The sequence below is a fragment of the Nocardia sp. NPDC058114 genome (assembly GCF_042884695.1).
In the GTDB taxonomy this organism is placed as follows: Bacteria; Actinomycetota; Actinomycetes; order Mycobacteriales; family Mycobacteriaceae; genus Nocardia.
Genome location: NZ_JBHVTK010000014.1, coordinates 69,644 through 93,384, shown reverse-complemented (window position 1 = coordinate 93,384; position 23,741 = coordinate 69,644). Strand labels below are relative to the sequence as shown.

Genomic DNA, 23,741 nt, shown 5'->3' with positions numbered 1-23,741 from the left:
TTGCTGTGTCGCGGGATTCGTCAGAGTCATGATGCGGTCGCTGCCGCTTGTTCGAGCAATCGAGCCAGTCGGGCGGCCACCTCGGCGACGTGCGGGGACTGGATCAACGTCAGATGGTCACCGGGTACCTCGACGACCTCGAGATGTCCTGCCGCGTAGGCATCCCAGCCGTTGGTCGGGTCTCGGTGCAGTGTGCCCGCCCGATCATGGGCGGGACGAAGCACCTGCGGCAGCGGCAGCGCGGCGCGCAACAGGGTGATGTCGCCGTCATAGGCCTGCGGCCGGTAGGCGTCGATCGCGCGCCACCCCGCCACGAACACCTCGAACAACCGCCGGACCAGCGCACGGGATCCGGTCGGCGGCAGCACGCCCGCTTCGACGGCGGTGTCGAGGATGAAGTCGAAGACCGCATCGTCGGTGTCGAGCTCCTGCGGGATCTCGATCACCGCGGTGTCGGCGCCGCGCGCCAGCCACAGCAGTTCCCACAGGAAGAACTCGTAGAGAGCGTGTTCGGGCACCGGCATGCCGTCGCCGTGGCGCACCGTCATGGTGTCGATCAGCGCCAGGGTGCCCACCTCGTGACCGGCCTCGGACAGTTGGCGCGCCATTTCGAAGGCGACCATCCCGCCCAGTGACCAGCCGCCCAGATGATAGGGCCCCGCCGGTTGGACGCGGCGCAGTGCCGCGATGTAGTTGCTCGCCATCTCCGCGATGGATTCGGCCGGGGTGCTGCCCGTCTCGAGACCCGCGGCCTGCAGGCCGTACAGCGGCAGCCCATCGGGTAGGTGTTTGCTCAATTCGATGTAGCAGAGCACATTTCCGCCGATCGGGTGCACGAGGAACAGCGGTGTCCCGGTACCCGGTCGCAGGAGCACCAGCGGATCGACACCCGCCTCGGCACGGTCGTCGAGCTGCGCGGCCAGGGCGGCGACTGTGGGGCCGGTAGCCAGGGTGGAGACCGGCAGCGACACCCCGTAGCGCTGTTCGATGGACACGATCAGGCGCATCGCGGTCAGGGAAGTACCGCCGAGAGCGAAGAAGTCGTCGTGCACGCCGATTTCGGGCAGGCCGAGTGCTTCGGCCATCAGTGCCGCCAGCCCTGATTCCGCGGGCGTGCGCGGGCGAACCCGGCCCGCCGAGGTGGCGGCGGGCAGTGCCATTGCGGCCAGGACCGCGTCGGCTCGCTTGCCGCTCGGAGTCAGTGGCATCGCGTCGAGCCAGACCAGCCGACTGGGAATCATGTAGTCCGGCAACCATTCCCGCAGTGCGGCGGAGATCTCCGCCTCGTCGGCACCGGCACGGGAGCCGACCAGGAACGCCACCAGTACGGTGTGGGCGCTGGAGGCCCCTGCGACGGTGGTGTGCGCCACCACGGCGACTTCGCTGACGCCGGGCAGCTCCGCGGTGACGCGGTGCAGCGCCAGCTCGACTTCCATCGGTTCCACCCGGTGACCGCGGATCTTGACCTGTCCACCACGGCGACCGTCACTGATCACCTCGCCGCCGGGCAGCCGGCGACCGATATCGCCGGTCCGGTACAGCCGGCGCGGCGGTGCGAACGGGTGCGGAACGAAGGCGGCCTCGGTGAGATCGGGCCGGTGCTCGTAGCCGTCGGCGAGGGCGGCACCGCCGAGGTAGATCTCGCCGGGCACGTGGTGGGGAACCGGGCGTAGCCGGTCGTCGAGGACGAGGATCTCCACGCCGTCGATGGCGGTGCCGATCGGTGGCAGCACCGGGAACAGCGCCGGGTCGCCGGTCATCGTGTATCGGGTGGCGACATGGGTTTCGGTGGGGCCGTACTGGTTCTCCAGCAGCACTTCGGTCCCTGCCGCGCACAGCGCCCGGATCTCGTCGGTGACGCGGAGTTGCTCGCCGGAGGAGATGATCACCCGCAGCCCGGTCGGTGCCGTGCCGAGCCGGATCGCGGCCTCGGCCAGTTGCTGCAAGGCCACATAGGGCAGGAAGATCCGTTCGGTGCCGGTGCTGGTGAGTACGCGGGCCAGGGCAGGTAGATCGCGGCGCTGCTCCTCGCTCAGCACGATGAGGCGACCCCCACCGCACAGGGTCGAATAGATCTCCTGGAATGACACATCGAACGACAAGGGGGCGAATTGCGTGGTCGCCGGGGCCCGTTCGACACCGGGGAGTGTCCCGCTGGCGGTCGACAGCTGCCAGCGGATCAGATTGGCCAGCGCGCGATGCGGCATGGCCACACCCTTCGGCGTCCCGGTGGAGCCGGAAGTGAACAACACGTACGCGGTGGCCTCGGGATCGCTCGCCGGCAGTTCGGCAATACTTCCGGGAGCGAGCAGTTCGTCGAGGGTGAGTCGCGAATACCGGGGTGGCACCAGAGTCTCGTGGCCGGCGCCGGTGATCACCGCGAACGGCTGTGCCTGGTCCAGCATCGCGTGCAGGCGCGAGGTCGGATAGCTGACATCGAGCGGCACGCAGGCCGCGCCCGCCTTGGCGATTCCCAGAACTGTCGCGATCTGCTCGGGTGATCGGTCCACGGCCACCGCGATGCGGTCGCCCCGGCGGGCCCCGCGCGCCACCAGTGTTGCCGCGACCCGATTGGATAGGGTGAGCAACTCCGCGTATGTCATTGCCCGACTGCCGAATTCGACGGCAACCGCATCGGGTGTGCGGGCCGCGCGGGCATCGAAGAGGTCGATCACCGTGCCAGAGGCAGGTGCGGCGACCAGCGTCTCCGGGGAGGGAGCCAGCGAGCCGAAGTCCACTGTGGCCGAGGGATCGCCGGTGAGCAGGTCGAGGACGCGCAGGTAGGTTTCACCGATGCCGACCAGCTGGTCGCGGGTGTAGGTCGCGGGGTCGCCGTCGACGCGCAGTGCCAGCGTTCCGTCGAGCGGGTTGCGGATCACGTTCACCAGCAGCGCGAAGTTGGTGTCCTCGCGAATGTCGATGCCGAGCAAAGTCACGTCCAGCGCGTCCATGGCCGCGCCCGCGGCATGGAAGTGGACATAGTTGAACGCGGTGTCGACGACCACGCCTACTTCGCGCTGGATGTCGGTGAGCGGGAACCGCTTGTGCTGTGCGCTGTTGCGCTCGCGCTCGAAGACACCGGTGAGCACCTCACGCCCACTGCGGCCGCTGAAGTTCAACCGCAGTGGCATCGTGTTCAGGAACAGTCCGGCCATGCGCTCGGCATCGATGCGCTCGGGCCGCCCATGGGTGACGACGCCGGTGGTCACATCCGTGCGACCGGACAACAGGCCGACGGTGCACAGGTGCGCGGCCAGCAGGACTGCCTTGACCGGGATATGCGCGGCGGCGGCCACTTCGTCGGCGCGTGCCAGCAAGTCGGCGCCGACCGCAACCGGTACCGAAACACGGGCCTGCGCCGGGCCCGCGGTCGGTGTCGCATCCACGGGGACATGGGGGCGCAGTCCGGGGACACCGATCGTCTCCGCACCGTCCAACTCCCGTGCCCAGTACTCCCGATCGGCCGGATCGTCGAGCGAATCACGCTCGGCACGAACATATTCGGCGAAGGACGGAAGCTCGGCGGGGAACTCGCCCGCGCCCCGATAGTCCGCCAGCAGCTCCGAGATCAGCGTCGCCACACTCCAGCCGTCGAGGATGGCGTGGTGGAACGCCAGCACCAGATCGATCCGGTCGGCGAGCCGGTACACCGTGAGATCGAACAGGCCTGGCTGGTCGAAGACGTACCGGCGCAGGCGTCGTTGCTCGATATGGTCACGGATCAATGCCTCGGCCTGGTCGGTTTCGGTCGCGCGCAGGTCGACGATCGTCAACGGGGGATCGAGGTGGGCGTGCACGAGTTGCAGCGGCTCGGAGTAGCCGGCGAGCTCGAAGGAGGTGCGCAGCATCGGATGCCGGGCGACCGATCGCGACGTCGCGGCACGCAGTGCGGCCTCGTCCCACGGCATCCGCAGCGAATACCGGAAGACATCGTGGTAGAGCGAAGATTCGGCACGTTCGCGGCTGTGGAACAGCATGCCCAGCTGCAACCTGGTCAACGGGTACGCGTCCACCACATGCCGTAGGCGGGCTCGGTCGATCCCGGCCACCAGCTCGAACGGGGCGAGAGCGGTCGCGACGACAGCACCGGTGCCCGCCCGCTCGGCCAGTTCGGCGATGGTGGGGCATTCGGCGATGTCACGAGCGCTGATCACCAGCCCCCTGGCCTCGGCCCTGGCTCGCACACGCAGCAGCAGAATCGAGTCGCCACCGAGGTCGTAGAAATTATCGAACACCGACACCGACTCGCGGTCGAGCACCTCGCGCCAGATCAGCGCCAACTGTTCCTCGACCGGTGTGCGGGGTGCGGTGTGCTCGACGGTCGAGTTCTCGGCGGTGATCGCCGCGAGCGCGGCGCGGTCGGCCTTGCCGCTCGGGGTCAGCGGGATCGCGTCGACGCGAACGAACAGCGACGGAATCATGAACTCCGGCAATGTCTTCGACAAGGCAGCACGCAGTGCTGCGGGCTCCGGTGCGGATGCCGCCACGCAGTAGGCGGCCAGATAGGTGGCGCGGTCGGGGGCGGCCCGGTCGATGACCGTGGCGGCGGTGATGCCGGGCAGTGCGGCCAGTGCGTTCTCGACCTCGCCCAGCTCGACCCGGTTGCCCCGGATCTTCACCTGCCGGTCGATGCGTCCCAGGTACTCCAGTTCACCGTCGGCGAGGCGGCGAGCCAGATCGCCGGTGCGATACATCCGCTCGCCCGGGTGGAACGGGTCGGCGACGAATTTCTCCGCCGTCAATTCCGGGCGATCGCGGTAGCCGCGCGCCAGACCGGCTCCGGCAATGCACAATTCGCCCGCGACGCCGATCGGTTGAGGCTGGTCGGACGGGCCGAGCACGTACAGGCGGGTGTTGTCGATCGGTCGGCCGATCGGTACGCGGGTCACCGTTCGGGCCGGGTCGACCGGGCAGTCGTGATAGGACACGTCCACGGTGGCCTCGGTCGGGCCGTACAGGTTGACCAGGCGTGGCGCGCGGGCACCGAGCCCGGCGAAAGTCTGATTCCACCGGTTGACCTGATGGGGGAGCAGCGCCTCACCACTGCAGAACACCGTCCGCAGACCGGCGGCCTCGTCCACCGCGGTCGGGTCGGACTCGAGCAGATCCAGGAAGGGCGTCAGCATCGACGGCACGAAATGCATGACCGTGACACCGAAGTCGGCGACGGCGGCGAGCAGTTCACGGGGATCCTTCTCACCGCCCGGCCGCAGCAGCGCCACCTGGGCACCCTCGAGCGCCCACCAGAACAGCTCCCACACCGACACGTCGAACGAGGACGGCGTCTTCTGCAGGATCACATCGGTGGGGCCCAGCGGATACTGCCGCTGCATCCAGCCGATCCGGTTGAGCACCGAATGATGCTCGACCACCACACCTTTGGGACGACCGGTGGAGCCGGATGTGTAGATCACGTAGGCTGGGTCGGTGCCGGTCGGGGCCGGAGTCCGCGCCGGGGTGTCCGTCGACCAGTTCTCTGGCGACAGCACGAGCCCGCCGGACATCTCGGTGTCGGTCAGCACCACCTTGGCGGCACTGTCGGCCAGCAGGTAGGCGATGCGGTCGGCAGGATAGCCGGGGTCGACCGGGACATAGGCGGCTCCGGCGTGCACAGCGCCCAGGATCGCGACGAGCATGTCCGGACCGCGTTCGAGCAGCACCGCGACCAGATCGCCGGCCTCGACCCCGGAATCGCGGAGCACACCGGACAGGGCGGCGGCACGGTCGGTGAGCCCGCGGTAGGTGATCGAGTCGGCGGTCGCGGTGTGGACCGCGACCGCGTCCGGCGTGCGCTCGGCCTGCGCCATGATGCGGGCGATGACGGTGGTCTGGTCCTCGTAGGGGCGCGTCGTCGCGCGAGCGCGGTCGACCAGCAGGTCGTGCTCGGCCGCCGACAACATCGGCAGCAGCGCCGGGTCGGTGTCGACAGCGTCGATCCCGGCGTGCAGCAACGCGATCAGGTGCTCGGCGACGGACTCGATCGGGTAGTCGGCATCGAAGATGTCGGCGGCGTGATCGAGGCGGATCAGCAGCGGCCCGTCGTCATCGATCTCCGAGATCGTCCAGGCCATCGCCAGCGGGCTGTACCCCTGGGAGGGTTGCTGCACTTCCTCGAGTCCGTCGATCAAGCCCGCGGCCGAGGGCAGGCGCGGGTAGGCGACCGTCACGTCGAACAGCTGTCTCGCCGGGTTGCCGAGGCGGCGCAGCTCACCCATGAGATCGCCGAGCGGATAACGCTCGTGCTGCTTCATGCGGCGCACATCGGCTTTCACCGCGGACACCAATTCGCGCACGGTGCGAGGGCCCGCTGTCCGGATGGACAGTGGCAGCGTGTTGGCGAAGTGACCGATCGTGGCCTGCTCGGTGGGGTTGGCGCGATTACCGAACGGGATACCGATGGCGACCTCGTCGGTGCGCAGGACACGCGACAGGTAGAGGCCGAGCATCGCACAGAAATACGGGTACAGCGACAGCCCTGATTCGCGAATCCGGTTGACCAGCAAGCGATCCAGCGTGAACTCGTACGCCGTGACCGGTGCCAGCCCCTCGGTGGCGCGGGGCCGGTCGAACAGTGCGGGGGTGCTGGTGGTCAGCGCGGCGACCAGAGCGTCGCGGTCGAGCAGGTACTGATCGCTTGCCCGATAATCACGTTCGAACGGCAGGCATCCCAGAAACGAGGACCCTGGTAGCTCGATCGGATTCCCGGTCATCGTCGTGGCGTAGTCGGTGAGGATCTGAGCGCCGATATGGAACAGCCCGGTCGCGTCGGCGGCGACGTGGTGGGTGGTCAAGACCAGGTAGGAGGCCTCCGCGCCGACGCGGATGATGTGCGCCCGGAAGGGCACCGCCCCGGTGAGGTCGATCGCCGAACCGGTGAGCACCTCGATCCGGCGCTGCGCCTCGGCATGTGGATCGGGGGCAGCACCGACGTCGATGACCTGGACCTCCGGCATCGGGTCGGACGAGAGCTCCTGGTAGGGAACACCGTCGAGGACGCGGTACCGCAGCCGCAGACCGTCGTTGCGCGCCCAGGTCCGCTCGATCGCGGCGACCATCACGTCGACGTCGACGGCGAGGGAGAAGCGGCCGACCACGTTGGAGAGGTAGCTGGGCAGACCGGGAAAATGTTCCACGATCGTCCAGATGTCGCGCTGATAGGCAGTCAGTGGATGGCGCATGGAAACGGACATGGATATACCCCTGAGGTGAAGAGCTGAAATGTGCTCGATCGCGCGGCGCTGCAGCGATCCGAATTCCGTCCGGTGGCGGTCTTCGCCCGGCTGATCGGGCGATTCACGAGTGGTCCGTGCGCCCAAACGGCGCTCGTTTCACTGTGTCATTCGGGTTGGTCGATAGCCAATGTTGTTGTGCGGTAACGGAAGTCACTTATCGCGGAAATGGACCGGCGGAACGCCGGATTGTCCGGATATTTGGTCCTGTGAGACGAATACGGAGCCGAAGAATTGCACCGGGAGCCAAACCGCCGCGCAGGCGATCGGTCAGTTCTCACGCACGGCGATGTGACGATGGACTCGTCGCAGGAACGGCGGTGCCCACCAGTTCGCGGCGCCCAGCAGGCGCATGAAGGCAGGTACCAACACGCCCCGGACGACGGTCGCGTCCATCAGCACCGCCAGCGTCAAGCCCACGCCCATCAGCTTGGTGAACGCGACCTGTGAAAAGGCCAGCCCCACACAGACAATCGCCATCAGCGCGGCGGCCGCGGTGACGATGCGGCCGGTGCGCTCCAGTCCGTACGCGACCGCGTCGGCTGTCACACCGCGCGTCCGGTACTCCTCGGCGATCCGTGACAGCAGGAACACCTCGTAGTCCATCGACAATCCGAAGGCCAAGCAGAAGACGAGCACCGGTACGGGCGCGGCCAGATAGCCGATCTCGGTGAAATCGCCGACCAGCCATTTCAGATGCCCGTCCTGGAAGATGTAGACCATCGCACCGAAGGTCGCCGACAAGCTCAACGTGTTGAGCAGCACCGCCTTCAACGGGATCACCACGCTGCCGGTGAACGCGAACAGCAACACCAGCATCGCGACCACGATGAGTGCGACCACCAGCGGCAGGCGCCCTGCCAATCCGGATTTGGTATCGGTGTTCTCGGCCGTGGCGCCGCCGACCAGCAGTGGCGCGGGCGAATCGGTCCGCCGGATGTCATCGAGCAAGGTTTCGGCTGCCGGCGAATACGGGTCGACGTCGGGGATCACCGTCAGATGTGCGCCCTCGGGCCCGGGCTGGCCACGGACCAGCCGCACATGCGAGAGGTGCTGTATGCGTTGTGTCAGCTGGGCCAGTTCGTCCGCGCTGATCGGCCCGTCGACGACCACATCGAATCGGCCCGCCGAGGTCGCCGGGAATTCGACGCGCAGCACGTCACCGACCTGACGGCTCTCCACCGTCACCGGCAATGCTCGGTCGTCGGTCAGTCCCAATCGCAACCCGGCGAACGGGACGCCGAGCAAGACCACCACCAGCAGCGCGGCACCACCGAATACCCAGGGGCGCGCGGTAACTCGCCGTGCGGTGCGATACCAGAAACCGTTCTCGGGCCGCATCGGTGCTGGGTCGGCTCGCCCGCGCAGCCGCCGGAGGCCTCGACGCAGGTCGAGTGAGTCGATGCGGTGCCCGAACAACATGAGCAGGGCAGGCAGCAAGGTCACGGTCGCGAGCGCGGCCAAGAGTGTCACCGACAGGCAGGCCGCGGCCAGTGAACGCAGGAACGGCATCGGGAACAGCAGCATCGCCAGCATCGCGATGACGATCGTGGCGGCCGAGAACAGCACCGTGCGCCCGGCGGTCAGCACGGTCACCCGCACCGCGGTCGGTACGTCGCGACCACCGTGGCGCTCTTCTCTGAATCGGCTGACCAGGAACAGGCTGTAGTCGATGCCGAGACCGAGTCCGAGCACCGTGGTCAGGTTCAGCGCATAGCTGGAAACCTGGGTGATCTCGGTGAGCAGACGCAGGATTCCGAAGGTGCCGATGATCGACACCACGCCGAGTACCAGCGGCAGTCCCGCGGCGATCAGACTGCCGAAGATCAGCACCAACAGCACCAGCAGGATCGGAATCGTCACTGCCTCACTGACTTTCATGTCATGCGACAGTTGTTCGGTGACATCGTGATAGCTCACCGCGGCGCCACCCAGCCGCAGGTGGAGCTCGCCGTAGTCCCGATCCCGGTAGCTGTCGATCAGCCGGGACACCACGGTGTCCACCACGATCTCGTCACCGGGAACGTCCACGGCGACCAGCGCCTTGCCGCGATCGGTAGTGCGAAGGAACTCTGGCGATCCGGTGGACCAGTACGAGCTCACCGAACGCACACCGGATACCGCGGCCAGCTCGGTGGTCAGCCGTAGACCGGTGGCGGCGACCGCGGGTGTATCGACGGTTCCTCCTGCGGCCGGAACATCGACCAGCACAATGACATTCGGTGTTCCTGTGGTGTACTCGTCCGCCAAGATCCGCGCGGCGCGCGCGGATTCGGCGTCCGCGTTCCAGAACCCGCCGCCGGACAATCGCTGCTGCAGCGAGGCGCCACCCGCACCCGCGAGAACGAGTAACAGCGTGATCACCGCGATCACGGTCTTCGGTCGACCAACAGCTGTCCGCGCGAGTACTCGCACCGTCCCTCATCTCATCGCGGGCCCCGCACGTGCACTCCGGCGCCGACTTCATCGCGACGGCCATCACTACCGCCGCGACCCCGGGCATGGAGGGGGCGGCGCCGGTGCCATCCCGCGACCCGGGTCGAAGCAAGTATCGATGCGGCGAACGGCCCCTGTCACTGCATCCTCCGGAGAATTTCCGCCGGAGAACTTGTCGTAGCGACAGGATTCTGAGTTGGATTCGAGCGGCCCGCCGCTGTCAGTCGAGCACGTGCGAGCGGATGCCGGCTGCCCACTGCACGTATTCGACGTTCGTGCCGTCCGGGTGGCGCGCGTACACCACCCGACCTGTCGCCGAGACAATTGGTCCGCCGGTGATTTCGCCGCCGATGTCAATGACGAACTGCCTCGCCGCGTCGAGGTCGTCCACGATCACCGGTCCGATGGTGTCGCGGTATGCGCTGACCGCGTCTTGCGGCCCGGCGATGACAAGGCCTACGCCCGACTCTTTGTCACCTACCTCGAGCAAGCGCTAGTTGCATCGGTCGGTCGACGGCATCAGCTACAAGATGCTCACCCAGACGCTACGTGGGTTGGAAGCCGACGGAGTCGTTGCCCGCTACGACCACCACTCCGCCAACCCCCGCGTCGACTATTCGCTCACCGCGGCCGGGATCGACCTGCTCACGACCGTGCACGAACTGTGTGGCTGGTCGCGCACGCACCTGGAGTCACTGCTCGCCGCCCATCCCACCGCGGACCCTCGCTGACCGATCACTGTGCACCCCGAACCACGGCTCAAGCCGGGACGTAGTCGGCTGCCACGTCGAGAATCCAGGTGACGTCGAAGCGATCGCTCAGCATCCCGAAGGCGGGCGCCCACTGAGCTGGGCCGAATGCCTCGATCACCGTCGCGCCCTCGGCGAGGCGTTCCCACAGCGCGCCGACCTCCTCGACGGTCTCGCCGCGCACCGAAAGGAAGAACCGCTCCTCGGTGATGGTGGTGCCGTTGTCGCGGCGGGTGGTGGGCGCGGCCGCAGCGGCAGGGGAGTCGTGGCCGGGCACGTCGTAGGCCATGACCCGGAATCCGTTGTCGGCAATGACCTGACCGAACACCACCTTGGCGGCGTCGGGCAGTTCGGTCGGCATGCCGAAGTCGGCGTAGGTGGCGAGGGTCAGCCGGCCACCGAATACCGACTGGTAGAACTCCAGGGCCGCACGGGCCTGGCCGTGGAAATTCAGGTGGGCAACAGTATTGACCGTCATGTCTGATCAGTGTCCCTTCGAGTGGTGTGCGCCGCCGGGGGGGCGACGAATTCCACACTGTCACCGGTAGCGGACAGGGAATGTCCGCTACTCCTGGCAATCTGGAACCATGCCGACATCGACTTCGACGGCGACTTCTCGCCGCCTGCTCTCGCTGCTGTCTTTGCTGCAGGTCCGCAGGGACTGGCCAGGAGCTCTATTGGCCGAGCGGCTCGACGTCAGCGCGCGCACGGTGCGCCGCGACGTCGACCGTCTGCGCGAGCTCGGCTATCCCATCCAGGCGATCAAGGGCCCCGAGGGCGGTTACCGGCTGGAGGCAGGCAGTGAACTACCGCCGCTGTTGTTCGACGACGAGCAAGCCGTCGCGCTCGCGGTGGCGTTGCGCATCGCGGTCGGGACCGGGGCGGGCATCGAAGAAGGCGCCGCGCGAGCCCTCGCCACCGTGCGACAGGTCCTACCGGCGAGGTTGCGGGCGCGAGTCGACGCGCTCGAGCTCGCCGCGAGCGGTGCCGATATCCAAGTCGACACCCGAATTCTGGTGGAACTGAGCACCGCGATTCGATCCGCGGCGGAGGTGCGCTTCGACTATCAGGGGTCTGCACACACAACCGAGTTGCGCGCGCCGCGCCGCGTCCAACCCCATCATCTCGTGGTTCGGAACGGGCGTTGGTACCTGATCGGCTGGGATCCCGAGCGCGCGGGCTGGCGGAGCTTTCGCGTCGATCGGATGAGTTTGCGCATCCCCCACGGCCCGCGCTTCGCAGCTCGGGAGTTACCAGGTGGAGACGTCGTCACGTTTCTCTCCGCGCGGTTCAAAGGCTCTGAGAGCGACGATGTCTGGCCGTGCAACGGTGAGGTAATCCTCGATCTTCCCGCCACCCGGGTCGCTCCGTTCGCCGGTGAAGCAGTCGTGGAGGCGCTGGGCGAGGGGCGCACCAGGCTGTCGATGGGTTCGTGGTCCTGGGCGGCGCTCGCCGCGGCACTGGCGCGTTTCGACACCGACATCGAGGTCATCGGCCCCCCAGCGCTACGCGATGCCTTCGCGGCGCTGTCCCGGCGCGCCGAGCGGGCCGCGCGGGCGCCGTCGGTGTGATCAGGCCGCCGAAGTAGTGGGTGCGAGATCTTAGGATGGCGCGTGGGCCCGCGATGGTGGGTGCCGTCGAGATGAGGAGCCGGTTGTGTCGGACACGTTTGTCGTTGCTGCTCGAATTCCCATGGAGCGACAGGCATTCGAGCAGTGGTTGGCGACACCGGCGCCGGGGCCGGAGACCATCGAGAATCACGGCGCGATGTATGACGGGTGGTTCTGGGACGGCAAGGCGCCGGATTGGCGGCAGGCCGAGGAGGGGATCACGCCTCGGGAGTACTTCGCCGACTGCTTCGGGGAGGACACCGGCGGGCTGACCTATGTACTGAGGTATCGGGCCGGAGCGCTCGAGGCGTATTTGATGCACTTCGGTTTTTGCGAGTCGAACATCTATACCGCGCTGGTGATGCTCGCCGCAGCGGGGCGGTTGAGCTCTGACATGGCACCGAGCGCGGTGTTGTTCTGGGCCGAAACCAGCGGGTCGATGTTCGCGGCGGATTCGGGTGGGTGGCTGGCGACGCTGTTGGTGGGTCTCGACCGGGCGCGGTTCGCCGCCGATTTCGATCTCACGGCGACGATCGCGGAGTTGCGTCCGGCTGAGGCGAGCTATTTCGATCTACTCGTCCGGTTGGCAGAGGTGCAGGAATCGGTCGGTGCCGAAAGTGAGTCGAGTTTTGCCGCGATCGCCCGTGATCCGCGGTATGTGGATGCTGCGGTCCTCGCCGAGATCTGAACGGGGAGCGGTGCTGGACCCGGACGTTTGACTGTGTCCGGGTCACCCGTCGCAACCGGCGAACGTTCAGCACGACAACGGTCGTGCTTTATGCAGACGCTGCGTCGTATGCGGCGATAACGTCTGCGGAGATCCGTCCGCGAGTCGACACCGGGTGGCCGTTGTTGCCGGCCCACGCACGAATGGCGGTGAGATCATTGCGTCGAATCGGTGTGCTCGCCGCGGTTTTCGCGGAGAGTCGACCGGTGGAAGTCTTGGTGCGGCCGATTCGGCGGGCGTAGGGAAGCCACTGGTCGAACGTTTCGCGCAGTTTGGTGGCGTTGGTCTCGGACAGGTCGATTTCGTAGGCGACTCCGTCGATTCCGAATGTGACGGTCTCGTCGGCTTCGGATGTGCCGTCGAAGTCGTCGATAAGGCTGACAATGATTTTGCGCGCCATGGGAATCCTTCTCATTCGGGTGCGGAGGTGTCCCCGGATCGTAGTAGCCGAATGCGGGTCGAGTGCGCCTAGTGCCAGTGCACAGGCAGCAGAAGGGCGCGAAGCGCAGCGTCGACGGTCAGGTGTCCTTCGCGATCAGGAGCGAGCCGGTGGCGTGGACGACAGTGAGGTGTTGAATCGTCGGCTCGCCGGGACGGGCGCCCGCGAAGGCGGCATCGACGGCGGGGTGGATGCGTTCGTCGAAGGCGCGAGCGCAATGCGCCTCGGACTCCCACACGTCGATATAGCGCAGTCCGCCGTCGTCGCGACGCACGCACAGGTGCAGTAGCGAGCCGTCGAGTGGTTCCGGGCCCAGTCCTTCGATGATCCGGTTGTAGAGCTCCTCGCCGATAGGGACATCTTGAATGTAGGCGTAGACCATGGCCGGATCCCTTCTGAATTCACCCGAATAGGTATCGGATGAATATTGGTAGAATAGGCGCCGATGAGCGAGAACGTCAAGGCAGACAAGCGTCGATACAACGCCCCTCGGCGCGCCGCGCAGGCCGCGGATACGCGTCACGCGATCCTCGCGGCGGCGCGAGCGCTGTTCGTGGAGCGGGGCTATGCCGCCACCACGGTGGCTGAGATCGCCACGCACGCAGGTGTCTCCGTGGACACGGTCTACGCATCGATCGGACGCAAGCCGGTATTGCTCCGAGAGTTGGTCGAGACTGCTCTGTCCGGGACCGATCGTGCGATTCCGGCTCGGCAGCGCGAGTACGTGCGGGCAATCCGAGAGGCGAACGGGGCCGAGGACAAGATCGCGATCTATGCCGACGCGCTGGTCATCATTCAGCAACGCCTCGCGCCGATCTTCCTGGCGCTACGCGAGGCGGCGACGACCGACGCGTCGTGCGCGCGCGTATGGGCCGAGATCAGCGAGCGCCGCGCAGCGAACATGCGTGAATTCGCTGCAGACCTGCGCAGTACAGGGCAGTTGCGCGAGGATCTGTCCGACGACGAGGTCGCCGACATCATCTGGAGCATGAACGCAACCGAGTACTGGGTACTGCTCGTAGGCGAACGCCATTGGACGGCAGAGCGTTTCCGTGACTGGCTGGCCGATGCCTGGATCCGACTGCTCCTGCGCGATCGGCAGGTCGCGCGGTAGCGCCGCACAGGAAAGCACCCTTGTCACCGGTCCGAACCTGCGTGTTCCGGGCCGGTAACGTGCTGTGGTCGCTATCGTGCAGGGCGTAGGCAAGGCTCGAACGGGAGTGAGTGCCGTGAACCAAATGACCAGGTCGCACGATCCGGAACTGCTGACGCTGCCGACATTCGGCAGCTTCTTGCGGTGGTTGCGTGACGAACGCCGAATGTCACGCGAGCGACTGGCCGTGTCGGCAGGAGTCAGCGCCAGCTATGTCACCCACCTGGAATGGGGTGACCGGGATCATCCAGCGCGTGCGGTCGTCGAATCCTTGGTCGACTGCCTGGGTCGAGCCCGTGCGTTGACGATGACCGAGCGACGGCACCTGTTCGACCTGGCAGGGCTGCCGATCACGTCGACTCCCACGGTTGAGCAATTGCGCGCCCGAATCAGCGACGACGCGCTTCGTATACTCGAAGCGCAGCGCGGCGGAGTGGCGGGATATTTCGACGCCCGCGGCAATATCCTGGCGCTCAACAGCGCCGCACAGTCGATGTTGCCCGGGCTGCGCGTCGGGGAAAATGGGCTGCACTGGTTGTTCGGGAACGAGATTGCCCGGCAGGTCTTCGTGGACTGGGACACCGTCGCACAGGCGACGGTGAGCGGATTACGTGGCCGAATCGGCACTTTCGGCCACGCCGACTGGCCAGAGCAGCTTCTCGACGAGCTCGGTGCCTACCCGGAGTTCTGCTCGATATGGAACGCCGGCGAAGTGACGTTCACCTCGGAGCTGCCGCCGATCCGACTCCGCGAATCAGGGGCGCCACGACCGGTCAGTCTCTTCGTTCAGGTGTTCGACGTCGATGTCGTGGATTATCCGGGCTGGTTGCGCGCCTTTGTCGGGATTCGCCGCGACCTTCCGATGGCGAGGGTATCGAACGTGTAGCGGACCGATCTTTGCCGACCACCGTCGAGGCCCGATGCTCCGGTCGTCGACCTCGACGTGCGGCGCCTTCTCAGGATTTTGTTCTGTCCAGTGGTTGTACTGGATGGGGCTACCACGTTTGACCCGCGTTCAGCTCACATATCGGTGTCGATTGCCCGAATTCCGCGTCGTGGCATCACCGGGTCGTATAGTTCACACCACTGAAAGAATCCCGGACCAGGCCTCGTGTCGGCTTGATTGCGCGACAGAGCTGCACCGGGTTCGGTAGTGAATTCCGTGCGCCGGTGGGTCGTTGGCCGATCACAGGGGAACAAATGAATTCCACGCGAAGATACCACCGACGTCGGGTCGGCTGATGAGCAGCAGATCCGATGCCGCGATGCCGACCGGTCGGAGATTCCATTTCGGTGGGGCCGTGGGGGCGTTGGTATTGGTGTGGTTGTCGCTGACGCCGTCACTGCTGCCCAGAGGACCGCTGTTCCAAGGAATCGTCACCGGTGCCGCCGCTGCCTTCGGCTACGGACTCGGCATCGCGGTCGCGGCCCTGATCCGGTGGATGCTGCAACGACAGCGTGGGCCCGCGCCGTCGGTGGCGCGGTGGGCGTTGGGCATCGTGGCCTGCCTCGGATCGGTCGCGGTGCTGGTCTGGTACGCCGATTGGCAAAGTGATCTGCGTTCGCTCATGGGCGTGAGCGGACTTGCCTGGCACGCCTATCCGATCATCGTGGTGATCGCCGCCGTCGTGTTCGCGGTATTGATCGCGATAGCGCGGTTGTGCTGGGCGCTGTCGCGAGGGGTCGGTGGGCTGTTGGCGCGGGTGATGCCGCCGCGCGTCGCGGCGGTGCTCGGCGGTGTGGTGGTGGTCGCACTGGCTGTCGCCGCGGTCAACGGGGTGGTCGCGGACGTGGGATGTCGATGCTCAACGAGACATTCAAGGCCGTGAACGACGAGAGCTCGCCCGATACCGAGGAGCCCGTTCTCGCGGAGCGGTCCGGTGGTCCCGGCTCGCTGGTGAGCTGGGACTCGCTGGGCAGGCAGGGTCGGATCTTCGTGTCCAACGGTCCCACCGCGAGTGAACTGACCGCGTTCAGCGCAAAGCCCGCGCGCGAGCCGATTCGCGTCTACACCGGCCTCGATTCCGCGGAGAGCATCAGAGCCGAAGCAGATCTCGCGGTTGCCGAGTTGCGTCGGGCCGGTGGATTCGAACGAGCGGTCCTCGGTGTCGCGACCACCACCGGAACCGGGTGGATCAACGAGTCGACTGCCTCGGCGTTGGAGTATCTGGCCAACGGTGACAGTGCGTTGGTGAGTATGCAGTACTCCTACCTACCGAGTTGGCTGTCCTTCGTCGTCGACCAGGAACGAGCTCGACAGGCCGGACAAGCGCTGTTCGAGGCGGTGCACGCCGAGTGGGACCTCTTGCCGGTCGATCGCCGGCCGAAGCTGGTGGTTTTCGGGGAGAGCCTCGGATCTTTCGGCGGCGAGGCGGCGTTCTCCGGTATCCAGGACATGGCGGCCCGTACCGACGGCGTCCTGTTCGTCGGTCCTACCGCCACCAACCCGGTGTGGCGCGATGCCACCGCACGACGAGACCCGGGTTCCCCGCAGTGGCTGCCGATCTACCGGGACGGGCACACGGTGCGATTCGTCGCTGACACTCCGGATCTCGCCCGTCCCGGCGCCGTGTGGATCGCACCCAAGGTGGTCTATCTCCAGCACGCCTCGGACCCGATCACCTGGTGGACACCGCGACTGCTGTTCCAGAAACCTGACTGGCTCACCGAGGAACGCGGTCGCGATGTCCTGCCGAGCACCCGCTGGATCCCGGTGGTGACGTTTCTGCAGGTGTCGGCTGACATGGCAGTCGCGGTCGATGTGCCAGACGGGCACGGCCACACCTTCCAAGCCGACATCGCCGATGCCTGGGCCGCGATCCTGTCACCGGCCGACTGGACCGTCGCCGACACCGAGCGTTTACGAGAGATCCTGCGTGGCGCCGAGTGAACGCCACCCCGTCGAAAGGAGGACTCTGATGAACGACGCCGCCGGAAAGCGGTCCCTGCTGAGTCGCGTGTCACCAACCCAATGGGTCGCCATCGCGTTGAGCATCTTCGCCGTCGTGTTCGTGTTGGAGAACAGAGGAAAGGTCACTGTCGAGATCCTGTTGATCACGGTCAGTTCCCCGATGTGGCTGATCCTGTTGGCGATGTTCCTCGTCGGCTGGATCGCCGGAGTTCTCACCACCCGTCGCGCCCGCAAATGAATGCTCGGCCGGTCGCCGGTGCCGTGGTCGGCTCGGCTATCGAACCGTGTCCGCGGCCTCCGCGATGGTGTCGGCGACGGCGATCGGCTGGGAGACCAACGAGGCATGCGAGGAGCTGATCTCGCGGGTGGTGGCCGCGGCACGTCCAGCCATGAACCGTTGCGCGGCTGCGGGGATGACGCGGTCCTCACCCGAGATCAGGTACCAGTTGGGTGTGCTCGCCCACGAGGGTGAGCCGGAGGGCTCCAAATTGGCGTTCAGTGCCGCCGAGTGCTGATGGGCATACATGTTCGCGGCGGTCTCGGCGCTGACGTCTTGGGCGAAGATGTCGCGAAAATACGGTTCCTCGATGTAGCCGTCGACATTCTTGCCCGCGATCCCGGTGGGGTCGTCCACGACCCGTACCTGCAGTGCGGGTGGGAGCAGTTGGCTGCCGGGGAACCGGATGGGGTCGATCAGTCCCAGCACGAACTCACCCTGCGCCGGGGCGAATGCCGCGATGTAGACGTTGGCCTTGACCTTGGGGTCGTGGGTGTTGGTGATGACCGACCCGCCGTAGGAGTGCCCGACAAGCACAACCGGGCCGTCGATGGAGTCGAGCACGCCCTGCAGCGCCTGCGCGTCGTTGCGCGGCCCGCGCAGCGGGTTGTCCACTGCGACAACACGATAGCCGCGTCCGCGTAGCTCGGCGGCGACGCCATCCCAGCTGGTGGCGTCAGCGAAGGCGCCGTGCACCAGAACTACGGTGGGTTCGCCCGGGTCGGCGGTCGCGAGTGCGGGGACGAAGGGGCCGAGCGCGACAATCGCCGCTGCCACGACGCTCAGCATCCGGCGCCGGCGCGGATTCGCAACGTTGGTCGACGAGGACATGATCAGTTCACCCTTACTTTCGATCGAACGGGTCCAGGCTTCGTAGTTCACCGGCACCGTGAGACGCGGGTGCCTCACCCGGATGAACCTGGCGGCATCGCGGGCGTCCATCGTGTTCCTCACCGGCCCGGTGAGACCGAACCGGATCGCACTCGGATACAGCAGCACGACGTCGACAACGAGTCGGCGGGCCACTTGCTCGAGTCCCGAAAATACACTGAGTGATCCGACATCCCGACCGCGACATGCGATCGGACCAGCCGCTGGATCGCGAATCGATGGTTCGTGCCCATGAGAAGTCGGCTGAGCGGTGGCCCAGGTCCGCTTGTTCGGACCGCAGCGGCGCTGAGTTCTCCTGATCGAAGGAAGACGCGCGCATGTCGGTGGTCGTTTCTACAATTTCGGCGTGACGCTCACCCTCGCCGACCTCGTCGGCTATACCGATCGTGGCCTCGACGCCGATCTCGCCCGCTGGTTCGGTGACGGCGAACCTGTCGTCGTCTCCGCCGGAACTCGTTCGGTGGAACCGTTTCTCGAACGATTGCCCGCGGCCGGCGCTGCCGCACTCGCGGCCTTCGACCGCCGGGTCCGTTCCGGTCGGCTGCCACAGTTCCTCGACATCTTCGACTGGTCCTACGCTTTCGACTTCGCCGGCAACGGCTGCGGAATTCTCGACGCGGACTACACGACCGAACTGACCGACGAGGACGTGTTCTCCCTCGGGGCCGACGGCGGCGGCAACCTGTACGTCGTGCTCACCACCGGTCAGGTCGCGGTGTGGTTTCACGAGGAAGAGGTTCTCGAGGGCGGGACCCGCTTCGACAACCTCGACGTCTTCCTCTGGTCGTATGTGCGCTACCGCGCGGTGCGCGCGGGCAAGCTCGCCCTGTCGGAGGTGGAGGCCGACTTCGCGGCGCTCGGCCAGGACGGCGCGCTCGCCGAGGATCTCGGGTTGCTGAGTCTGATGGAACCCATGCGCTGAGCACCGCAGGTCATCCCGAGCCGGTTGTCGTGACAGATGTCATGTCGCATCCATGAGGGTGTCATCGGAAAAGGTGTTGGCGCGCACTGGTTTCCGACCTTCGCGACGACGAACGTTGGAGCTGTTCCTCGTACAACACCTTTTCGCGCAACCGCTTGGAGAGCACGATGATTCAGCCCGAATCCCACCGCGACGTCGACGAGTCCGCCGCCTCGCGTGTATCGACGGCCGACCCCGCACAGCGGCTGGTCGACCAACTCGGCGGCACCACGGGAATGATCTACACGGCGATACCGGTCATTGCGTTCGTCGTGGCGAATGCGCTGGTGGCACTACCTATTGCCATCGGGTCCGCCGTCGCCGTCGCGGTGGTGATCATGGGATGTCGGATCGTTCGCGGTGAGCCGGTCGTCCAGGCGAGCGGCGGGCTCGTCGGAGTCGTCGTCGCCGGTGGCGTCGCCGCGTGGACCGGCTCGGCGGGCGGATTCTTCCTGGTCGGCATCTGGGCCAGTCTGGCCGGCGCCGTTGTCGCACTCGTCTCGCTGCTGGCACGCCGACCACTGACCGGCGTGCTGTGGAACATGCTGCACGGCAACGAGTTCGCCTGGCGGCAGGACCGCCCGTCCCTGCGCGGGCACGATATCGCCACCCTCGCCCTCGCCGCGGTGTTCGCGGCACGCTACTTCGTCCAAGGCTGGCTCTACGACATCGACGCAGCCGGGTGGCTGGCCACCGCCAAGATCGTCATGGGAACACCGCTGCTGGCGCTGGCGCTAGTGGTTGTCGTCTGGGCGTTTCGTCGCTCGACCCAGCGACTGCTCGAGTGAGCGACGCGACTCCTCGTGCAGGATCGCGAGCAGTTCTTCCTCCAGCGCGACGAATTCGGGGGCGGTGATCATGGACAACCCGCGCGGGCGCGGCAGGTCGATGCGCAGTTCGCGGCGCACGGTGGCCGGCCGCGCCGACAGCACGATCACACGGTCCGACAGGTAGACCGCCTCACGGACATCGTGGGTGATCATCAGGACCATCCACCGGTAGCGCTGCCAGACCTCCTGCAACCACGACTGCATCTCGGTGCGAGTCAGGGAGTCGAGCGCGCCGAAAGGCTCGTCGAGCAACAGCAACTCGCGCTCCTGGACGACGGTGCGCAGCAGTGCCGCCCGCTGTCGCATCCCGCCCGACAGCTGAGACGGGCGGGCGTCCTCGAAACCGGACAGGCCGAATATCGGAAACAGTTCGCGCGCGCGGCGCCTGGCCTCTGTTTTCGGGACACCCTGCACACGCAAACCGAGAATGGTGTTGTCGAGGACGGTTCGCCACGGGAACAGCAGGTCTTTCTGCGGCATATAGGCGCAGTGCGACGCGGTGTCTTCGCCGTCGGCCGTGTGGAAGCCGACGCTGCCGGAGTCGGGGGATTCGAGTCCGGCCAGCATGTTGAACACCGTGCTCTTGCCGCAGCCGCTGGGGCCGATGACCGTGACGAACTCGCCCGATCGGACCGCGAACGACACCCCGCCCAACACCTCGAGGCCAGGGCTGCCACGACCGGGCTGGGGGAACGACTTGGTGAGTCGGTCGACGACGATCCGGTCGCCTTCGGTGTCAGTCACGCCGGCTCCTGTTCTCCGCGCGCGCCCACGGCGCGACGAGGCGCTCGACCGCGAACGTCGTCAGGTAGAGCGCGATACTCAGCAGCGCGGTCACCAAGACCGCCGCCAGCACCAGATCGGTGCGGAACGAATTCTTCTGCAGGCTCATATAGATGCCGAGACCGACACTGGCGCCGACATATTCGGCGAACACCGCACCGACGACCGCGTAGGTGATCGCGATCCGCAACGAGGTGAAGAACCGCGGCAGCGCGGAGGGCAGCCGCACATACCGGAACTCCTGCACACGGGAGGCGCCCATACTGCGCAGCAGCGCGCCCGCGTCACGGTCGGCCGCGGCGAACCCTTCGATCAGGCCGATGGCCATCGGGAAGAAGGTGACCAGCGCGACCACCAGGATCTTCGGCAGGAGGCCGAACCCGAACCAGATGATCATCAACGGTGCGATCGCGACGATCGGCACGGTCTGCGACGCCACGAACAACGGCACCAACGCGCGTCGCAGCCAGGGTGAGAAGTCGACGATCACCGCCAGTACCCATGCCGCGCTCAGCGAGACCGCGAAACCGATCAGCGTCACCTGCAAGGTGGCGGCCGCGTGAGTGGCGATCTCGTCGCGATGCGCCCAGCCCTGCTCGACCACCCGCACCGGCGAGGGCAGCACCTGCGGACGCACACCGCTGGTGATGACATAGATCTGCCACACGGCCACGAGGACCGCCACCGTGACGATCGAAGGCACCGCCCACCGGATCCCGGCCCAGCGACCGGGACGGTCGCCGGACAGGACTTGCGCGTCTACGGACCCGTCACGGGTTGGCAAGGTAGTCATCGGTGAAATATGTCGACCAGTCGGGCTCGGTGGTCAGTGGTTTACCGTCGGGCCCGTTGAGCAGGCCACTGCGGTACAGGAATCGCGAATTCGCCGACCACTGCTCCACGGTCTGAGTGCCGACTCGCCCGTTCGGGTCCTTCATGAACTGGTCGGCCAGCATGCGCTGACTGTCGAAGACCAGCTTCTCGTCGTTGAACGCGCCCGGGTTGGCGTCGATGAGGTCCTGGGCGGCGGCGTCCGGGTTGTCCGCGGCGAACTGGTAGCCGCGTTGCAGGGCCTGGACGAACTTCTTCGCGCGGTCGGGGTTCTCGGCGAGCCAGCCTTCGTTGGCGTCGATCACGATGGCGTAGGAGTCGGGGAATCCGAAATCGGTGTAGCGGAAGTACTTCATCGGGGTGCCGTGGTGTTCGGCCTCGATGCCCTCCCACGCCAGATACGAGACGGTGAAGTCCGCTTTCCCGGAGTAGACGGCCTCGTATGCCGACGATCCCAGCATGACGGAGGTGAATTCGCCGGTGCCGCCGTCGTTGCGGATGACCTGTGCGAGTGACTCCTTCTCACCCGGGTCACCGAAACCGGCGTAGGTCTTGCCGTCCAGATTCTTCGGGCTTGCGAGGTCGGCACGGTCGGCGCGCACGCCGATCCCGGTCGCCCAGTGCTGCAGGGGTGCGAGCACCGACTGGATGCGCGCACCCGAGGCGCGGGCGAACGTCGACGAATTGTGGGTACTGATCCCGAATTCCGCATTCCCCGCATCGACCACCGTGTCGACCGAGGTGTTGTTGTAGGGCAGCACCTGCACATCCAGACCGGCGTCGGCGAAGTAGCCGCGCTGCAAGGCGACATACAACCCGGAGTGGTTGGTGTTGGGCGTCCAATCCAGCGCGAAGCGGATGGTCTGGTCGGAGCCACCGCCCGAACCGCAGGCGGTGACCAGCGACAGGGTCGCGACGGTGGTTGCCATGACCGCGAATGCGCGGCGCAGCCGCCCGCTCATCCGGCAGGCCAGGGCTGCGGGTGCAGGGCGGTGTCCCAGAACATCAGCTCGTAGCGCACGGCGAGGATGAATGCCTTCTCCATCGCCGCCCGCTCACGCTCGCTCGCCGACTCGGCAGCGGCGTCGACCAGCGATCGCGCCGTGGCCGCAGCCTGCTGGAACTCTTCCGCGCCGTAGGTGGTGACCCACTGGGCATACGGGTGGGCGGCGTCGGCGGCGATCACCTTCGCGGCACTCTCGGCCAGGCCGCGTCCCACGTCGGCATAGATCCAGAAGCAGGGCAGCGCGGCCGCCGCCGCGACCGCGTAGGACTCGGTCGCCGCGGCGGCGATCAGGTAGGAGACGTAGGCCAGGCAGGTCTGGGAATGCTCCGGCTCGCCCTGCCGCGGGGGCAGCGCTCCGCCGCTGAGCATCTGGTCGTGCATGGCCGACTCGACAGCCGCGGCGTTCGCGGACGAGGTGGCCCAGAAGGCCGCGGTCTGCGGGTCCGGTGACTTGGCGGCGAGAATCGCCAGCGCCTTCGAATACCCGGTCAGATACAGCGAATCCTGCTCGATGTAGGTCCGGAACACCTCGAGCGGCAAGGTGCCCTCGCCGAGGTGCCGCAGGAATTCCAGTTCATCGATCGCGCTCCGCAGGACCTTGGTGCGGTCCCAGAGGTGATCGGTGAACAGGCCGGTATCTGTGGTGTGGGCGTGCAACACCGTGACATCCCTTCGTCAGCATTACCTGAACAGGTTCAGCGGGTCTGTTCTCAGCCTCGCGGTCGCGAGACACCCCGTGTCAGAACTCGACCGACACTAGCAGCGACCGCCGACACGCGGGCCGGGCCCGGTTCGCCGTGTAGCCCCGGTCACGGTGGTAGGTGTTCGGCGGCGAACCGGCACCCAGTAACTTGCCTGCCAAGGAGTTCGTCTTCTGCACCCATCGAATCGCCGAACGAAGAGAGCTG

Annotated in this window: 20 protein-coding genes, 2 pseudogenes and 1 riboswitch; of the genes and pseudogenes, 11 read left to right on the top strand and 11 right to left on the bottom strand. The window is 66.6% G+C overall.

Features of this window, described 5'->3' with window-relative positions:
• Positions 1–26 precede the first annotated feature (26 nt).
• From ACFVVI_RS32710 to ACFVVI_RS32700, 3 genes are all read right to left on the bottom strand, one after another.
• Positions 27–7,190, bottom strand: coding sequence for an amino acid adenylation domain-containing protein (locus tag ACFVVI_RS32710; RefSeq protein ID WP_387448371.1), 7,164 nt, complete (start codon positions 7,188–7,190; stop codon positions 27–29).
• A gap of 309 nt (positions 7,191–7,499) precedes the next feature.
• On the bottom strand, positions 7,500–9,593 hold the full coding sequence (locus ACFVVI_RS32705; protein WP_387448368.1) for an MMPL family transporter: 2,094 nt from the start codon (positions 9,591–9,593) through the stop codon (positions 7,500–7,502).
• Between the two features lie 292 nt (positions 9,594–9,885).
• Complete coding sequence (locus ACFVVI_RS32700; RefSeq protein WP_387448365.1) at positions 9,886–10,062, bottom strand: VOC family protein; 177 nt, start codon at positions 10,060–10,062, stop codon at positions 9,886–9,888.
• A 100-nt stretch (positions 10,063–10,162) separates the two neighbouring features.
• On the opposite strand from ACFVVI_RS32700, the gene ACFVVI_RS32695 reads away from it, so the two are divergent.
• Complete coding sequence (locus ACFVVI_RS32695) at positions 10,163–10,396, top strand: winged helix-turn-helix transcriptional regulator (RefSeq protein WP_387448362.1); 234 nt, start codon at positions 10,163–10,165, stop codon at positions 10,394–10,396.
• A gap of 28 nt (positions 10,397–10,424) precedes the next feature.
• On the opposite strand, the gene ACFVVI_RS32690 is transcribed toward ACFVVI_RS32695, so the two are convergent.
• Positions 10,425–10,892 (bottom strand): VOC family protein, encoded by a 468-nt coding sequence (locus ACFVVI_RS32690; protein WP_387448359.1) that lies wholly within the window; start codon positions 10,890–10,892, stop codon positions 10,425–10,427.
• Positions 10,893–11,001: 109 nt separating this feature from the next.
• Between ACFVVI_RS32690 and ACFVVI_RS32685 the strand changes: the two genes are divergently transcribed.
• Positions 11,002–11,985, top strand: a complete 984-nt coding sequence (locus ACFVVI_RS32685; protein ID WP_387448356.1) for a helix-turn-helix transcriptional regulator — start codon at positions 11,002–11,004, stop codon at positions 11,983–11,985.
• Positions 11,986–12,070: 85 nt separating this feature from the next.
• Entirely contained in the window at positions 12,071–12,712 is a 642-nt protein-coding gene (locus tag ACFVVI_RS32680) for a hypothetical protein (protein WP_387448353.1), read from the top strand.
• 88 nt (positions 12,713–12,800) lie between these two features.
• Here ACFVVI_RS32680 and ACFVVI_RS32675 read toward each other — a convergent pair whose 3' ends face one another.
• Positions 12,801–13,151, bottom strand: coding sequence for an Lsr2 family protein (locus ACFVVI_RS32675; protein ID WP_378990390.1), 351 nt, complete (start codon positions 13,149–13,151; stop codon positions 12,801–12,803).
• 118 nt (positions 13,152–13,269) lie between these two features.
• The gene (locus ACFVVI_RS32670) at positions 13,270–13,572 is read right to left on the bottom strand and encodes a hypothetical protein (protein WP_378990388.1); all 303 of its coding nucleotides are present in this window, start codon (positions 13,570–13,572) and stop codon (positions 13,270–13,272) included.
• Positions 13,573–13,635: 63 nt separating this feature from the next.
• Here ACFVVI_RS32670 and ACFVVI_RS32665 point away from each other — a divergent pair, with 63 nt between their 5' ends.
• The 6 genes and pseudogenes from ACFVVI_RS32665 (at position 13,636) to ACFVVI_RS32640 (ending at position 17,492) form a co-directional block, all read left to right on the top strand.
• Positions 13,636–14,304: a TetR/AcrR family transcriptional regulator gene (locus tag ACFVVI_RS32665; RefSeq protein ID WP_387448348.1), complete on the top strand. Its 669-nt coding sequence runs from the start codon at positions 13,636–13,638 to the stop codon at positions 14,302–14,304.
• Between the two features lie 124 nt (positions 14,305–14,428).
• Positions 14,429–14,635 (top strand): annotated as a pseudogene (locus ACFVVI_RS32660) (helix-turn-helix domain-containing protein); the annotation flags it as partial.
• Positions 14,636–14,650: 15 nt separating this feature from the next.
• Positions 14,651–15,229, top strand: a complete 579-nt coding sequence (locus ACFVVI_RS32655; protein ID WP_378990432.1) for an XRE family transcriptional regulator — start codon at positions 14,651–14,653, stop codon at positions 15,227–15,229.
• Positions 15,230–15,584: 355 nt separating this feature from the next.
• Positions 15,585–16,234, top strand: a pseudogene (locus tag ACFVVI_RS32650) (alpha/beta-hydrolase N-terminal domain-containing protein); the annotation flags it as partial.
• A 6-nt stretch (positions 16,235–16,240) separates the two neighbouring features.
• Positions 16,241–17,233, top strand: coding sequence for an alpha/beta-hydrolase family protein (locus ACFVVI_RS32645; protein WP_387448514.1), 993 nt, complete (start codon positions 16,241–16,243; stop codon positions 17,231–17,233).
• A 28-nt stretch (positions 17,234–17,261) separates the two neighbouring features.
• Positions 17,262–17,492: a hypothetical protein gene (locus ACFVVI_RS32640; RefSeq protein ID WP_387448345.1), complete on the top strand. Its 231-nt coding sequence runs from the start codon at positions 17,262–17,264 to the stop codon at positions 17,490–17,492.
• Between the two features lie 36 nt (positions 17,493–17,528).
• Here ACFVVI_RS32640 and ACFVVI_RS32635 read toward each other — a convergent pair whose 3' ends face one another.
• Positions 17,529–18,362, bottom strand: a complete 834-nt coding sequence (locus tag ACFVVI_RS32635) for an alpha/beta fold hydrolase (RefSeq protein ID WP_378990431.1) — start codon at positions 18,360–18,362, stop codon at positions 17,529–17,531.
• Positions 18,363–18,768: 406 nt separating this feature from the next.
• Here ACFVVI_RS32635 and ACFVVI_RS32630 point away from each other — a divergent pair, with 406 nt between their 5' ends.
• Positions 18,769–19,344: a hypothetical protein gene (locus tag ACFVVI_RS32630; RefSeq protein WP_378990383.1), complete on the top strand. Its 576-nt coding sequence runs from the start codon at positions 18,769–18,771 to the stop codon at positions 19,342–19,344.
• 167 nt (positions 19,345–19,511) lie between these two features.
• The gene (locus ACFVVI_RS32625; RefSeq protein WP_378990382.1) at positions 19,512–20,171 is read left to right on the top strand and encodes a DUF3159 domain-containing protein; all 660 of its coding nucleotides are present in this window, start codon (positions 19,512–19,514) and stop codon (positions 20,169–20,171) included.
• Here the strand turns inward: ACFVVI_RS32625 and ACFVVI_RS32620 are convergent.
• The 4 genes from ACFVVI_RS32620 to ACFVVI_RS32605 form a co-directional block, all read right to left on the bottom strand.
• The gene (locus ACFVVI_RS32620) at positions 20,118–20,957 is read right to left on the bottom strand and encodes an ABC transporter ATP-binding protein (protein WP_387448341.1); all 840 of its coding nucleotides are present in this window, start codon (positions 20,955–20,957) and stop codon (positions 20,118–20,120) included. The two genes, ACFVVI_RS32625 and ACFVVI_RS32620, sit on opposite strands and share 54 nt — an antisense overlap.
• Complete coding sequence (locus ACFVVI_RS32615; protein ID WP_378990380.1) at positions 20,950–21,789, bottom strand: ABC transporter permease; 840 nt, start codon at positions 21,787–21,789, stop codon at positions 20,950–20,952. Before ACFVVI_RS32615 ends, ACFVVI_RS32620 begins: the two co-directional genes overlap by 8 nt.
• Complete coding sequence (locus tag ACFVVI_RS32610; protein ID WP_387448337.1) at positions 21,767–22,789, bottom strand: ABC transporter substrate-binding protein; 1,023 nt, start codon at positions 22,787–22,789, stop codon at positions 21,767–21,769. The genes ACFVVI_RS32615 and ACFVVI_RS32610 overlap by 23 nt, the downstream gene beginning before the upstream one ends.
• Positions 22,786–23,493, bottom strand: coding sequence for a TenA family protein (locus tag ACFVVI_RS32605; RefSeq protein ID WP_387448334.1), 708 nt, complete (start codon positions 23,491–23,493; stop codon positions 22,786–22,788). Before ACFVVI_RS32605 ends, ACFVVI_RS32610 begins: the two co-directional genes overlap by 4 nt.
• A riboswitch (TPP riboswitch) is annotated at positions 23,484–23,580 on the bottom strand. Its footprint overlaps the gene before it by 10 nt.
• Positions 23,581–23,741 lie beyond the last annotated feature (161 nt).

Coding starts and splice junctions, on each gene's coding strand:
- ACFVVI_RS32710 (WP_387448371.1), bottom strand. CDS start 7,190: ATGTCCGTTTCCATGCGCCATCCACTGACTGCCTATCAGCGCGACATC.
- ACFVVI_RS32690 (WP_387448359.1), bottom strand. CDS start 10,892: ATGACGGTCAATACTGTTGCCCACCTGAATTTCCACGGCCAGGCCCGT.
- ACFVVI_RS32685 (WP_387448356.1), top strand. CDS start 11,002: ATGCCGACATCGACTTCGACGGCGACTTCTCGCCGCCTGCTCTCGCTG.
- ACFVVI_RS32675 (WP_378990390.1), bottom strand. CDS start 13,151: ATGGCGCGCAAAATCATTGTCAGCCTTATCGACGACTTCGACGGCACA.
- ACFVVI_RS32670 (WP_378990388.1), bottom strand. CDS start 13,572: ATGGTCTACGCCTACATTCAAGATGTCCCTATCGGCGAGGAGCTCTAC.
- ACFVVI_RS32665 (WP_387448348.1), top strand. CDS start 13,636: ATGAGCGAGAACGTCAAGGCAGACAAGCGTCGATACAACGCCCCTCGG.
- ACFVVI_RS32655 (WP_378990432.1), top strand. CDS start 14,651: ATGACCGAGCGACGGCACCTGTTCGACCTGGCAGGGCTGCCGATCACG.
- ACFVVI_RS32640 (WP_387448345.1), top strand. CDS start 17,262: ATGAACGACGCCGCCGGAAAGCGGTCCCTGCTGAGTCGCGTGTCACCA.
- ACFVVI_RS32635 (WP_378990431.1), bottom strand. CDS start 18,362: ATGTCCTCGTCGACCAACGTTGCGAATCCGCGCCGGCGCCGGATGCTG.
- ACFVVI_RS32625 (WP_378990382.1), top strand. CDS start 19,512: ATGATTCAGCCCGAATCCCACCGCGACGTCGACGAGTCCGCCGCCTCG.
- ACFVVI_RS32615 (WP_378990380.1), bottom strand. CDS start 21,789: ATGACTACCTTGCCAACCCGTGACGGGTCCGTAGACGCGCAAGTCCTG.
- ACFVVI_RS32610 (WP_387448337.1), bottom strand. CDS start 22,789: ATGAGCGGGCGGCTGCGCCGCGCATTCGCGGTCATGGCAACCACCGTC.